Origin of the sequence: Lutimonas halocynthiae (assembly GCF_030409835.1) — a bacterium.
Taxonomy (GTDB): Bacteria; Bacteroidota; Bacteroidia; order Flavobacteriales; family Flavobacteriaceae; genus Lutimonas; species Lutimonas halocynthiae.
The window spans coordinates 748538-762840 of record NZ_JAUFQO010000004.1; the positions used below are offsets into that span (position 1 = coordinate 748538).

At 35.5% G+C, this 14303-nt stretch carries 9 protein-coding genes; 6 read left to right on the plus strand and 3 right to left on the minus strand.

Annotated features, from left to right (window positions below; genetic code table 11):
* Positions 1–126: 126 nt before the first annotated feature.
* Positions 127–1047, minus strand: coding sequence for a hypothetical protein (locus tag QWY87_RS09165; protein ID WP_290290476.1), 921 nt, complete (start codon positions 1045–1047; stop codon positions 127–129).
* 148 nt (positions 1048–1195) lie between these two features.
* Positions 1196–1642, minus strand: coding sequence for a KTSC domain-containing protein (locus QWY87_RS09170; RefSeq protein ID WP_290290478.1), 447 nt, complete (start codon positions 1640–1642; stop codon positions 1196–1198).
* Between the two features lie 178 nt (positions 1643–1820).
* Here QWY87_RS09170 and QWY87_RS09175 point away from each other — a divergent pair, with 178 nt between their 5' ends.
* The 4 genes from QWY87_RS09175 to QWY87_RS09190 all read left to right on the plus strand — a co-directional run bounded on the left by QWY87_RS09175 (position 1821) and on the right by QWY87_RS09190 (position 10759).
* Complete coding sequence (locus tag QWY87_RS09175) at positions 1821–3053, plus strand: aminotransferase class V-fold PLP-dependent enzyme (RefSeq protein WP_290290479.1); 1233 nt, start codon at positions 1821–1823, stop codon at positions 3051–3053.
* Between the two features lie 189 nt (positions 3054–3242).
* A complete protein-coding gene (locus tag QWY87_RS09180; protein ID WP_290290480.1) occupies positions 3243–4685 on the plus strand; it encodes an oxygenase MpaB family protein in 1443 nt (480 codons plus the stop codon).
* A gap of 11 nt (positions 4686–4696) precedes the next feature.
* Positions 4697–5548, plus strand: a complete 852-nt coding sequence (locus QWY87_RS09185) for an SAM-dependent methyltransferase (RefSeq protein ID WP_290290482.1) — start codon at positions 4697–4699, stop codon at positions 5546–5548.
* 84 nt (positions 5549–5632) lie between these two features.
* Positions 5633–10759, plus strand: a complete 5127-nt coding sequence (locus QWY87_RS09190) for an adenylate/guanylate cyclase domain-containing protein (protein WP_290290963.1) — start codon at positions 5633–5635, stop codon at positions 10757–10759.
* Positions 10760–10780: 21 nt separating this feature from the next.
* Here the strand turns inward: QWY87_RS09190 and QWY87_RS09195 are convergent, their stop codons facing one another.
* Positions 10781–11524, minus strand: coding sequence for an NIPSNAP family protein (locus QWY87_RS09195; protein ID WP_290290484.1), 744 nt, complete (start codon positions 11522–11524; stop codon positions 10781–10783).
* A 217-nt stretch (positions 11525–11741) separates the two neighbouring features.
* On the opposite strand from QWY87_RS09195, the gene QWY87_RS09200 reads away from it, so the two are divergent.
* Together QWY87_RS09200 and QWY87_RS09205 are read left to right on the plus strand one after the other, a co-directional pair.
* Positions 11742–13547, plus strand: coding sequence for a tetratricopeptide repeat protein (locus QWY87_RS09200; protein ID WP_290290486.1), 1806 nt, complete (start codon positions 11742–11744; stop codon positions 13545–13547).
* 342 nt (positions 13548–13889) lie between these two features.
* Complete coding sequence (locus QWY87_RS09205; protein ID WP_290290488.1) at positions 13890–14195, plus strand: panthothenate synthetase; 306 nt, start codon at positions 13890–13892, stop codon at positions 14193–14195.
* Positions 14196–14303: the final 108 nt, after the last annotated feature.

A 14303-nucleotide genomic window follows, 5' to 3' on the forward strand; every position in this document is an offset into this window, starting at 1 on the left:
GAAATTCCCGAGGTGATCGGAGGTGAGGTGATCAGTTCCGATCACCTCACCTCCGATCACCTCAAAAATAGAGGTAAGTTAAAATGTATTTTGTAGAGGGTATAAAGGCCACCGATGATGCCTCAATTAAAAATTAATCCTGTATTGTATATTGGCCACAAAACTTCTAGTCAAACCGTCAGGCCTTGTATCTCTTACAATAAATGGTGCTCCTAAACTAAGTTGCAAAGCATGTTTATCATTGATATAATAATCAAAATAAGTATTCCAATTCAAGGTAAGGCCTTGTGATCCGTCTATTTCTTTCTCTATACCATCAATGTCGGTAAATTTATCATTCGCCAAGTGGTATATAGGCAGTAGACTAGGCGTGAAAACAAACTTTTGTCCTAAGTTTAATGGATAGGAAGCCCTTATTAAAATGTCACCGCTTCTCTTAAATTGATTCGTAGATTGAAACTCACTTAATGGCGAACTCGACGGATATAAATCCGAAAGGAACTCATTATTATTTTGTGTCAACGGTTGCTGAATAGCCGCTAGTAATTGAAGTTTCTTAATCGCATAACCAAACCCAAGGACCAAATCAAAGGTTCCTAAACTCGATTGATAATCCATCGGTAAAGCCAACCCATTCTCTTTCCTATTGGCATCCATCAGTGGAATCTTAAATCCTAAGGTCAGAGAGGCTCTTTTACCCACTTTATAGTTACCATTCACATAAATATCTGAAAGGCCAAAGGCTGAAATATCATTACCAGACTGAGACAAGGTAGTCAACTTAGCATCTACAGATAAGTTCTCATTTACTTTCCTTCTATAATCTAAATAGGTGCCAAAAACATTGATATCATAATCTGCCGCTCCAAAATTCAAACCGGCTTTAAAAGTATTTTGATATTCTTGGGCATCACCGTGATCGTGAGGTTTAAAACTATCAATGGTACAAACTCCAGCGTCACTGCAGCCCTGTGCATATATTCCATCAGAAAAATGGAAAATAAATCCGATAATTAAGATCAATTGGTAAGGTATTTTTCTAGACATCATAACTAATTTTCAAATTGAATTAAAAACTTAGTCTTGAAAAATCGAATTCCTTTCAAAAAAAATTCCCGAGGTGATCGGAGGTGAGGTGATCACCTCCGATCACCTCGGGAATTTACAGTGAGCAACTCTTAAGCCATCACTGATTTTAAGCAATCACTGAGGCTTTCTTTGATTTTCTGTATAGGTAGGAGTTGAAAATATTTCTTTTTCCAAAATTGTTTATAGACCTGCTATTCACAAATTTGATAAACAGTTTACGGTTCACCCCAAAAAATTCGTAAGTATTACCGTCGGTAAATGTAACTTCCAATAGCATACTCTTGTGATAGTAATCGGCTACTTGAGATTCGGTAATCGTATTTGTGAATGCTTCTAAATTAGCTTCTTTCGTTTCTGGCGCAATACTTACTAGAAAATGATAGGCATCAATGATTTTCAAACTTACCTTACCTGCTTCTTCCTTTTCTTCTTCGCTCTGAAACTTATCAGGGTGCCATTGCTTAACTAAGCCTCTGTAGGTCGTTTTTAATTCTTTCAAATTAAGATTCCCTTCTACTTCAAAAATCTTTTTATATTCATTGATACGCTTCATCCTTGCTATTTTTCAAATTGTCGGCAAAAATACTCATATTCCATGGATTAAGTTATAAATCAGAGACTTATTTAATTCCAGTTTCATACTCGATAATATATGATTGAAATTTTAGGTTGAAGCCTCAGGTTGCGTAATTTTTTCTTTACTTTATACATCGCATAAACGAAACCACATTATGAAACTTGATCTTCAATTTGTACGCTCCCAATTTCCAGCTTTTACTGAACCAACTCTTCAAGGTTGGGCACATTTCGAAAATGCCGGTGGTTCGTACCCTTGCATACAGGTGATCAATCGTTTGACTGATTTCTACATGAAAAACAAGGTGCAGGTTCATTATCCCTTTCCGGCCTCTACGCTGGCAGGTAAGCTAATGGATGCGTCCTACCCCCGACTAGCCGGCTATTTGAATGCAGATGCAGCTGAAATTCACTTCGGCCCTTCAACAACTCAAAATATTTATGTCTTGGCCAATGCGATGCGCCCCATGTGGGAACGTGGTGATGAGATTATTGTTTCTTGTCAAGATCATGAAGCTAATGCCGGTGCTTGGAGGAATCTGGCAAAGCGAGGCATTAAAATTATTGAATGGCATGTAAATTCTGAAACAGGATTGCTTGGCATAGATGAGCTAAAAAGTTTATTCTCTGAACGCACTAAGATGGTTGCCTTTCCACATTGTTCAAATGTGATAGGTCATGTAAATCCAGTTAAAGAAATCAGCCAAATCGCACATCAAAATGGTGCCCTCTCAGTGGTTGACGGAGTGGGCTTTGCGCCTCACGGCTTCCCCGACGTTAAAGAGCTGGAAAGTGATATTTATCTTTTCTCGCTTTACAAGACTTTTGGACCTCATTTGGGTCTGATGTATGTTGATCAAGACTTGATCTTAAAAATGACAAATCAATCCCATTACTTTAAAGAAGGAATCACCAGAAGCATGTTAACACCTGCAGGGCCTGATCATGCGCAGATAGCAGCAGCAAGTGGTATTATTGATTATTTTGACGCGGTATACGAACATCATTTTGATCAAGATGCCAGTCCTGAAAAAAGAAGTAGCGCAATTAACAAGTTGTTTCAGGAGCATGAAAAACTTTTGATGGATCGTTTGCTCAATTTTTTAAGAAGCCGAAACGATATTGAAATTGTAGGGCCTGCTGATTCCGAAGACAGAGCGCCCATTATTTCAATCATGCCAAAAAACAAAAACATCAAAAAAGTCTATGCCACCTTAATCGAACAAAAAATTATGTTAGGCATGGGTAATTTTTATGCCGTTCGCCCCTTAATTGATATGGATATCCCCACACAACCTGGTGTTTTAAGAATATCATTTTTACACTATACTACAGCAGAAGAAATTGATCAATTGATCGATGCCTTAAAAGTAGCCTTGGCAGAATAACATATTTCAACATAAGCTTTGAAAACAAATACTGGTCATTGGGAAAGGAATTCACCCCATTGGTCCTTTTTGACTTGCATAGATCAGTAAGATTCGATCTCTTTAGGTTCATGAACCTAAAGCGTTTTTGTATTAAACCAACAATTTTATTTATCTTAAACCCGAATCTAACTATCGAAATCTAACATTATGGCAAAAACTAAATATGAATGGAATGGGATAAACCTCGAGGATCAACGACTCATTATGGACCCACCGGCAGATGATGCTATTAAATCTCTTTTTTCTGAAAAGAAAGATATGAGACATCTTACAGGATTACTAAAGAAAATGGCAAAAAATGATGATATGGTCGGTATGGTCAAAAACGATGATGTCGTTTCTTCTGAATTACCCAAAGCTTTGCAAGATTTAATAAAGGAAGAACTCGATTTCAAGTTTAGTGATACAGATATCGAATACTTCAATCAGACACAAAAAATTTGGGAGAAAAAAGGTATGAAATTTATCTTCATCCTCTTTTTCAGAGCGCTTCCTTATACATATAGAGCTGAAAAACCGGCCAATGTTTTACGAATGACCAAGTTATTGATTACCCATGCGGAAAGACGCATTTTTGAAACAGCCCAATTCGTTTTTGATGTCATGGACAAAAATTGGTGGACACCTGAAAATAAAGGAATTCTTACCGCGACAAAAATTCGCATCATGCACGCAGGGATGCGGCATGTCATTTTAGACGACAATACATCTGATGATCAATGGAATCCTGAATGGGGAAAACCAATTAGTCAGGAAGATTTAATAGCCACGAATCAGGTTTTCTCACTTGAATTCTTTCATGGCCTTCAAATACTAGGGGATGATCTCAGCCCTGAAGAACAAACGGCCTGGTTCCATACCTGGAAAACCATAGGCAAAATTATGGGGGTTAAAGATGACCTCATCGCTAAAAATGTTGAAGATGCATGGAAGCTTCAGCATACGGTTTATGCTCATCTATTTAAAGACAAATCACATTCAGGAATTATGTTGGCCGAAGCCTTGGTTGAAACGATGAATACCTTCCATTTACCTACGAAGCTGACGCTGATAATGATGAGGAGAATGCTTCATGATGAACAATTTCCGGACAGTTTCGAAAAAATGCTGGGGCCATCATATAAAGATGAATTCCCAGAACTTTTTGTTATTCACGCTACTACTGAAGAAAGGAATAAACATGAAGAAGAACTTCGCAGACATCACCATACTGAGCTAAAGGATTATTATCAGAAATTAAATGAAGAAAAAAAGACTATCATTCAAGATGGAATTGATAATAAACAGAATGAACCAGTTGCTCATAAGGGCTGGTTTCAAAAAATAGTTGATTTCCTAATGAATCTTGTTGGGATCTCTCAAAAAGAACAGCATTTAATAGACGTTCATATTGGTTTATTGCACAATGTCTTGCATCACAAAGATACTGGCGACCCTTTAGAACAACTCGAAGAGGAAATGATACTGGATTCCATGTCTGCTATGGGTGGTATCATGATTGCCATTTTAAATGGACATTTCCGAAAAGGAAAAGAGACAGGATTTCGAATTCCTAAAACATTACAAGACAACTGGCAATTAAAAGGTTAAAAATATATTAAATGGATATAAACTATAAAGAATCAATTATAAGTTATTATGATAATACGCGCCTAGACTACAGGCTTTTATGGTATAGAAATAATCACAATTCTGTTCATTTCGGATTCTATGATGACGAAGTAACAACGCATAAGGAAGCGCTTTTAAATCTGAACAAGGTGCTTGCAAAAACAGGTGAAGTTAAAGATGGTGATGTCATATTAGATGCTGGCTGCGGCCGAGGAGGCAGTTCCATCTGGCTCGCTGAGAATTATAATGTTGAAGTAGAAGGCATTACCTTAGTGCCTCATCAGGTAGAAAAAGCAAAAAAACTGGCTTCTAAAAAACAGCTTAACGCCAAGGTAAATTTTTCTGAACAGGATTATTGCAAAACTAATTTTGAAGATGAGAGTTTTTCAGTCATCTGGGCCTGCGAAAGTATGTGCCATGCCATGCATAAAGCCGATTTTTATAAAGAAGCTTATCGCCTTTTAAAACCTGGAGGACGATTGGTTTGTGCTGATTATATAAGAACAGACCGCCCTTTAGCAGCTGAAGGAGAAGCATTATTGCACTCGTGGCTGGATGGATGGTCAATTAATGATATTGATACCTATCCAGAACATGAGAAAAATGTAAAAGATGCGGGTTTCACCTCTTTTAAATTAGATGATATTACAAAATTTACAGAGCCTTCATTGTCACACCTTCACTCCATGTCAAATAAGCTATGGGGCTTGGGAACTTTTCTAAGAAAAATAGGCTTGCGCAATGATGTGAACCACGGAAATCATTTGGCATCCATCAAACAATATGAAGCCCTGCAAGACAAATTATGGTATTACGGTTTACTACAGATAATAAAAGATTAACTATTGAATTCAAAGGAAAACATATCATTTGAGGGATATTCAATTTTGAAAATCCTGAATATAAATAAGCAGCATGAAATTTGGTTGGCAAATCGTGAAATCGATAATCAAAAAGTGGTGTTGAAAAAATCCATATTGCATAATGAGAACTTTCCTAACACTTCAAAATTTGGTCATGAATATGATATTTTAAAAGACCTCGATCATGATGGAATTCCTAAAGTTCATGAAATAGTTTTTCGAGGAAAGAATATCGCTCTTGTCCAAGAATTTATTGAAGGAACCGATTTAAAAGAATCCATTTTCAAAAAGAATATATTTATTGATGATGTCCTGGATATTTCAATTCAACTTGCAGATATTTTACATTATATACATGAGAAAGGAGTAATACACAAGGATATCAACCCATCTAATATAATGCTAACTAAAGATGGAAAAGTAAAATTGATAGATTTTGAAATCTCATCAAATCTTCATTCAGAAAGCAATGACATGCTGAATGTAGATCAAATTGAAGGTACCTTAAACTATATTTCACCTGAACAGACCGGCAGAACAGCATATTTGGTAAAACACCAATGTGACTTTTATTCTTTGGGTATTTTACTTTATGAATTAGTGGCTGGGAAACCTCCATTTGATTCAATTGATTCATTGGAGATTATTCATTTTCATCTTTCCAGAATACCTACTTCTTTGAATACAATTCTTTCAGACCTACCCGATGGACTGGAAGAGGTTATTTCTAAATTAATGGAAAAAAATCCGGAAGATCGCTATCAGAGTGCTAAGGGTTTAAAACACGATTTGGAGCTCATTCGTCAACATGTAAAGGCCAAAAAATCATTAATTGATTTTTCCCCAGGAGCAAAGGATAGTTCGGGTGAATACAAACAGAGTCAGAAACTTTACGGTCGGGAGAATGAAAAAAAAGAGCTGTTAAATTACTATGACAATCTTACGATATTACAATCTGCTCTTGTATTGGTTGCAGGCTACTCTGGGGTAGGTAAATCTGCACTTATCAGGCATGTCAAATTCCCAATTATTCAAAAAGGAGGCACTTTTTTAAGTGGTAAATTTGACCAGTTTAAACAGGATATCCCTTATTATGCATTTATTGAAGGGATAGAAGAGTTTATCAAAAATCTGCTTTCGGAGCCCGATGAAGTAATTGAAATCTGGAAAAATAAAATAGAACTGTTACTAGGGGATAATATCGGATTAATCGCTGAAGTAATTCCGCTGATATCAAAAATCATTAAAAAATACCCTGAGGTACCCATGCTGCAACCAGCAGAACAAGAATCAAGATTCAATATGGTACTGCTTGATTTTATTACGGCATTTAGCACTGAGGAAAAACCTTTGGTAATATTTCTTGATGATTTACAATGGGCCGATCTGTCTTCTTTGAACCTGGTAAAAAGAATTATTGAAAAGCCAAGAAAAAATAACATTCTTATCCTTGGAGCCTACAGGGATAATGAGGTGGAAAAAGGGCATCCATTACTGATTACTTTAAAGCAAATTGATGATGCTAATAAAAAGGTTAAAACGATTCATCTAAAGCCATTGGATGAGAATATTACCTGCTTGATTACTTCCGATTCTTTTGCAATGCCTAAAGATCAGGCATCAATTCTGGGGGAAAAAGTATTTCTAAAAACTAAAGGAAATCCCTTTTTCATTCACAGTTTTCTGAGATCACTATTTGACAAAGGGCTTATATGGAAGGATAAGAATGAAGATTGGGTTTTTGATTTAAACCAAATTGAAAATTTAAGTTATACCGAAAATGTCATTGATCTGTTGACAGAGGGATTGATTGTACTTCCTTATGCTACACAAGAAGTTTTAAAGTATGGAGCCGTTCTGGGTAACACTTTCAAACTAAAAGAGCTTATTCAGGTAACTGGCAAATCCCCGGCAAGTATATATGACTCATTAAAAACCGCTATTAAAGAAGGGCACATAAATGCTTTAGATAAAAAATACCGGTCTCTGGCATTTAGTGGAATCAATCAAAATGCTGATATAGATTACAACCTGGCAGATTTCTCTGCACAATTCACTTTTACCCATGATAAAGTTCAACAGGCAGCTTATAATTTAATCGAAGATTCCAAACTGGCCCCAATGCATTTGCATATTGGTCGGCTCATGTTAAAGAACAAGAGTGAAAATGAATTACAAGAAGGCGTTTTTGAATTACTGAATCATTTTGCTTTAAGCCTTGATTTAGTTGAAAATCATGAAGAAAAAGAGAAAATAGCAAACATTTGTCTTATCGCTGGAAAAAAAGCGAAAGAATCAATTTCTTATGATTTAGCGGTTCGATTTTTAGAAATGGGAAAAACATTACTTGGACCCAACAGCTGGCCTTCAAACTATGACTTGACCTATAATATTTTAAAAGAACTGGGAGAATGTGAGTATTTAAATCACAATCCTGATAAAGCTGAAGAGTACCTTAAGTTAGTTTTAAACAATGCTAAAACCAATTATGATAAACTCAAAGTTTATTCAGTTCATACGTCGCTTTATTTAAAAATTGGTAATTCACAAGAGTCACTTCGCTTAGCTCTCGAAGCTGCTAAACTTTATGGAATTCGCTTTCCTAAAAACAAAATATTAATTCAAACAGGTGCACTGCTGAACCTGATGAAGTATATTATTTTGTTTTCAACTAAATATAAAAAACCGGAAGATTTTGCACGAATAAAAGAATCGACTGATGAGGAAAACATTGCTCTAGGGAAATTAATGATAGACCTTGCTTCAAGCGCCTATACGACAAATCAAAATCTAATGATGATGGTCGTTTTGCGAATCATAAAGATCTCTCTTCAGAAAGGACTTACAGATGCAAGTGGCTGGGGATTTTCAGGATTGTCAACCGTTGTTTTATCGGCTTTAAAGCTCCAAAACAAAGGGTTAAGTCTTTGGAAACTCACTATAGAGCTAAATAAAAAAACAAAATCTCCTATTATTAAATGGAGACTGAATTATCTTGTTACTTGCTTTGGGAATACTTGGAGAAAACCATATCGTGATGACTTCCAAAATATACTTGATACAATAAAAGCTTGTGTTTTAAACGGCGATCAAATATTTACAGGATACAGCGTTTCTGTATACCAAAGGTTTCAATTTATTGCTGGAATTAATTTGAATATCCTCATCAAAGATTCAGAAGAGCATATTTCTTTGATTGAAAAAGGATTGGGTGGATTTGATTTCTTTCAATGCTTTCATCAGATGGCAAAGGGACTTACGGGTCAGACGAATAACAACACTTGGAACGATGAGCATTTTAATGGTGAAAAAGAATTAAAGCGGATTGAGGAAGAAGGCAATTATACCAAACTTGGCTTTTTTCATACAGCACGTTTGACATCTTTATATTACTTCGAAAAATATGATGAAGCCGTCCAAGAAAATGAACTGGTTTTAAAATATAAGGATAATTTTGTTGGCGAATTATGTGAAGTATTACATGCCTTTTATACATCACTTTCAATTTCTGCGACTTATTCAGGTATGGATTCAAAGGATAAGAAGAAATACCTCAAAGTATTCAAAACGTTCTTAAAAGATCTAAAATTATGGTCAAAGGGTTGTCCTGAAAATCACTTACAACATTATCAGTTAATTCAGGCCGAATACTTTTTTATCCAGGACGATTTTGAAAATGCTATTCTCAGTTACGAAAAATCAATCAAAACCGCCTCAGAAAACAAGTTTAAGTATGTTGAAGCAATTGCAAACGAAAGAGCTGCTTTCTTATGTCATTCCAAGCAATTGACCAAACAAAGTATGACTTATCAAAGTGAGGCTTGGGATGCTTATTACGAATGGGGATGTTCCATCAAATGCGATCAGCTTATTAACGATTATCCAGAAATGGGTAAACTAAAGTCAAAACAGAAAAACATAAAAGATTTCTCTCTAAGTTCGGTAACTTCAACATCAAGCCGTTCTGCATTAGACCTTGCTAGTGTAATAAAAGCTTCTCAAAGTATTGCGAGTCAAGTGAAATATTCTGACTTGTTAAAAAAATTATTGCAAATCACTATTGAAAATGCAGGTGCTGAAAGAGGCGTACTTCTGCATCAAAAAGGTGATAAATTATGCATTGAAGCGGAAGGAGTTAGTGGCAATCAAGAAATCAAAATTCTTCCTTCAATACCATTTGATCAGTCTGATTTGGTGCCACATACCTTTATTAATTACAGCAGGCATTCTGACGAAAGTGAAGTAGTAAATGATGCCAGTATTGAAGAACGCTTTAATAATGATCCATTTGTAATAAAGAACCAAACCATTTCGATGATGTGTGTTCCTTTGACTTCTCAAGGAAAGACCAACGGCTTACTATATCTTGAAAACAACCTGTTAAAAGGCGTGTTTAATCGAAATAGAATCAATTTACTGCAAATGCTTTCCGGGCAAATTGGGATTTCTATAGACAATGCCCTGCTTTATGAAAACCTCGAAGAAAAAGTGGTGGAAAGAACCAAGGAAATTGAAAAACAAAAATTAGAAATTGAGGAACAAAAAGAAAAATCAGATTCGCTTTTATTGAACATATTACCAAAACATGCTGCCGAAGAACTGAAGAGCACGGGTAGTTATAAGGCACAAAGCTATGATAATGTGTCTGTTATGTTTTGCGATATTGTTAGTTTTACGAAACTTGGAGAAAGCATGGATGCCGATATGCTGGTTAATGAATTACATGAGTTTTTCTCTGGAATAGATGATATTATTTTAAAATATAAAATTGAAAAAATAAAAACAATTGGAGATTCATACTTATGTGCCTCTGGTCTGGATGAAGGTGAAAATAATGAATCTACTATTAACATGATAAATGCTTCAAATGAAATATTGAAGTTTCTTAAAGCATTAAACCAGACTAAAGAAAAAGAAAACAGACCCAATTTTATTGTCCGTATCGGAATTCACACAGGTCCGGTGACTGCCGGAGTGGTGGGCAAAAGCAAGTATGCTTATGATATATGGGGAGACACAGTAAATACTGCATCACGTATGGAGAGCAGTGGAACTCCAGGGAAAATAAATGTTTCAGGTGACACGTATCAAATTATTAAAGATGATTTTGATTGTGAATACCGAGGGAAAATAAAAGCCAAGAACAAAGGAGAAATTGACATGTTTTATGTCAACTCTTTAAAAGTTTAACAGAGACTTCTTTTTCTCAGACTAGAACTGTGAATAATCCAAAGGCTTCAAAAATATTCTAGTGATACTGCTCACCGTATTGGCATATTCTTCAAGTTTTATAATTCGCTTCCATTCAGGATGCGGACCAAACTTAGACCAGGCCTCTTTGTGTGCTTCCATATCTTTAAAGGCCAATAAGTAAGTCAAACAAGGCATTTGATCTCCAGAAATATTTGCTCCAAAAAACACCATTGGTAATCCGGCATCCTCAAAAATTTGAAACTCATGATCATTAAACATTTTCACTTTTCGACGGAGTGCATCTTCGTTATAAGCTTCATAAATGCGTAATTCAAGTACGCCAGCATCTTCTGAAGGCTTGACCAAATTCGTAAATTCAGTAGAAGCTCTGATTAACGAACTTGATACTCTTTTAAACGGAATCTCCTCGGGTGGCGCGTTCAAATAAGAATCAGCTGCCTCTGCAAAGGCCACATCCTTAAGTAGTGCTGCTTCAACTCCTGAAAAGGCCTGTATATCATCATAAGTAATTAATAAGTATATTTTTTTAGGCAAGGCTTGTCCGAGTTCTTCAAAAACGCCCACATGCTTAACCCCTTGTCGATTTAGTGCCGGTATCAAAGCATTTTGAAAATGGTCATGCAATACTTTCTCAGGTTTGAAAAAATCCATTTCATAAACTCGAAGTTCATATATTTCAGATTGACTGTAAGTGCTCACAAAAAAGAACAGAGAAAAAACGAGTAAAAATATTCTGGCCATGATTTTTAAGATTAATTATTGATTATTTAAAGATACTATTTTAAATAATTTTATAATTATAAATCTCTAGATATTAGATTCCAAGCCATAAATAGCTACAAGGTAGAAACAGAAAAAATGGCAGTAAGGTCTTAGATCTTACACCTCCTTTTTTAGAATCATTCTACTATAAAAACTCAAAAATTAATCTTAACTTTAAAGATAAATCATCCCAGAGATGAAACTTTTTAAAGAACTTAAGCGCAGAAATGTTATCAAGGCGACTATGGCCTACATTGTGATTGCTTGGGTGTTAATTCAGGTTCTCACAATTATCCTTCCCATATTTCAGGCACCAACATGGGCTTTGAAGACTTTGATGATCTTAATGGCAATTGGCTTACCGGTATGGATGGCTTTTTCGTGGGTCTATGATGTGACCCCCGAAGGCCTGAAGAAAACAGATAGCATCTTAACAGATGCATCGGTTACTGCGACTACCAATAAACGACTCAACATCATTATTGTAGTGATGTTGCTGATTGCAATAGGTGTAAATTTTATCGACAGTTCAGGTTCAAAGGCTACAAACATGTTTTCTACAGCCGAGTCATCTCAAGAACATTCGATTGCCGTACTTCCTTTTAGAGACATGAGTCCTAATAAAGACCAGGAGTATTTAAGTGATGGAATTGCCATCGAGATCATAGATGCCCTTTGTAAATTTCAGGATCTTAAGGTGATAGGAAATACCTCCTCTTTTTCGTTTAAAGATAAAAATGATGACCTTATCCATATTGGAGATCAACTAAATGCCAATACAATTTTAGAAGGCAGCGTTCGCAGGCAGCTAGACCAGATTATGATTTCGGTTAGACTTACAGATGCAAAAAATGGTTTTGTCATTTTTTCGGCATCCTATGATGATGATTTAGAAAATATTTTTGTACTACAACAAAGCATAGCCATAGATGTAGTAGAAAAAATAGAATCAAACTTAGGGCTTAACGCTAAAAGTCAGCTTCAGCCCAAAAAAATTAAGCCCTTGGCTTTTGAAAACTATTTGAAAGGAAAATTACAGTTGGTCAATGGACCTCTTAATTTAGATAAAGATGAAGTATTGGTGCCCAAGCAATACTTTGAAAAAGCCGTGAAGCTAGACCCCAGTTTTGCCGAAGCTTGGGCTTATTTGTCTGTTACCTATTTTAATGAAACAGATTGGGCGGAAGCAGATATGGAAAAAAGAAACATTGCCCGTGATTCAGCTATGATCATGGCAAAAAGGGCCTTATCATTAGACTCCCTTAATTCAGGGGTTCATCTGGCTATGGGAAGTTATTATTTTCACCAGTTTAATTGGGTGCAGGCAGAAAAAGAAAAAAGGAAGGCTGTTGCGCTTAATCCTGGAGGCGCTGATGAAAAATATGCCCTGGCCTCATTTTTATCTGGATTTGGGCAAATCGATGAAGCGCTCTTATTGATTCAGGAAGCCACGGATTCTGACCCCTTGAATGAAAAAGGGAAAAGAGAATTAGCAAAAAATCTATTCGTTGGAGCTAGATATGACGAGTGCATTGAACACTGCCAACGACTGCTTGAGGAAAATCCTGACAGACCTTTTGCCGATCAATTTCTCTATCTAAGTTACATACAGAAGGGTGAATTTGAAAAGGCTCGTAAAGTCATAGCTCACTTCATAGAATTTCATGATAAACAAAAAGAAGTAGCAGTATTGTTTAAGGAAAATGACTTTAAAACTGCAGTCATTAAAATGATTGAATATGATAAAAGCGTTAGTGTAAAACAACTTCAGCGCTCTTTTTATAAGGCAACTTATTATGCCTGGATTAAAGATAAAGAAAAGACTATCCAGTACCTGTATGAAGCTTATGACAATAAAGAAACATGGATCTCATTTTTGACCGATGGTCGATTTGATTTTATCAAGGATGATCCCAGGTATTGGCAATTGTATGAGAAAGCAGGATTCAATAGCTATGATGCTTATCTTAAGAAACAGAGGAGCATGCAAAAATCTTCCTAAGATAAATCATCTTATGAAAGTAGTTTCAGGTCTTCTAAATTACCATTTATTCCTATTACAAAAAGTTTAGCAAAGTAAAGAATGATGCAAAGCAAGCAATCACAAATACGATAAGTTCAATTTTCAAATTTCTCTTCTCTTTTTCACAGATTTTCATAGCGTTTTATTTAATCTTCTATAATAAAACGTAACTATCAATTATATATTTTAAAAATGCCATTGATAAATATTTATATGTCTTTGGACAATAATTAGTAGGGCTCGTCCTAAATGACTTGCTTTTAAAAATGAGATTATTTTACTTTAATACTCACTGATTTTTTAACCTATAATTTTACAGATATGAAAATGATTGTTAATGTGACTTTACCTATTGAACCATTCAATTCAATGGTGATCAATGGTACAGCAGGAGAACTAATGGGGCGCATCATAGATGACACCAAACCTGAAAGTATTTATTTCACTGAGTCAGATGGTCATCGAGGAGCTACAATGGTTGTGGATGTGGAAAATGCATCAGATATCCCATCTGTTTGCGAACCTTGGTTTCTAAAGTTTGACGCGATTTGCGAATTCAATATCGCGATGTCACCCGATGACTTAATGAAGGCTAATCTACCCGAATTAGGCAAAAAATGGAGTTAAATTCAGATTTCACATCGATTTCTGAATAAGAAAACCATTTCATTAATCTGAAATGGTTTTTTTAAATTCTCAAACTCTATTTTACAAGACAGTATCTTGAACTAATCA

What these genes read in the sequence shown, in the direction of transcription:
- QWY87_RS09200 (WP_290290486.1), top strand. Translation starts at nt 11,742, where the DNA reads ATGAAACTTTTTAAAGAACTTAAGCGCAGAAATGTTATCAAGGCGACT.
- QWY87_RS09175 (WP_290290479.1), top strand. Translation starts at nt 1,821, where the DNA reads ATGAAACTTGATCTTCAATTTGTACGCTCCCAATTTCCAGCTTTTACT.
- QWY87_RS09205 (WP_290290488.1), top strand. Translation starts at nt 13,890, where the DNA reads ATGAAAATGATTGTTAATGTGACTTTACCTATTGAACCATTCAATTCA.
- QWY87_RS09170 (WP_290290478.1), bottom strand. Translation starts at nt 1,642, where the DNA reads ATGAAGCGTATCAATGAATATAAAAAGATTTTTGAAGTAGAAGGGAAT.
- QWY87_RS09185 (WP_290290482.1), top strand. Translation starts at nt 4,697, where the DNA reads ATGGATATAAACTATAAAGAATCAATTATAAGTTATTATGATAATACG.
- QWY87_RS09180 (WP_290290480.1), top strand. Translation starts at nt 3,243, where the DNA reads ATGGCAAAAACTAAATATGAATGGAATGGGATAAACCTCGAGGATCAA.
- QWY87_RS09195 (WP_290290484.1), bottom strand. Translation starts at nt 11,524, where the DNA reads ATGGCCAGAATATTTTTACTCGTTTTTTCTCTGTTCTTTTTTGTGAGC.
- QWY87_RS09165 (WP_290290476.1), bottom strand. Translation starts at nt 1,047, where the DNA reads ATGTCTAGAAAAATACCTTACCAATTGATCTTAATTATCGGATTTATT.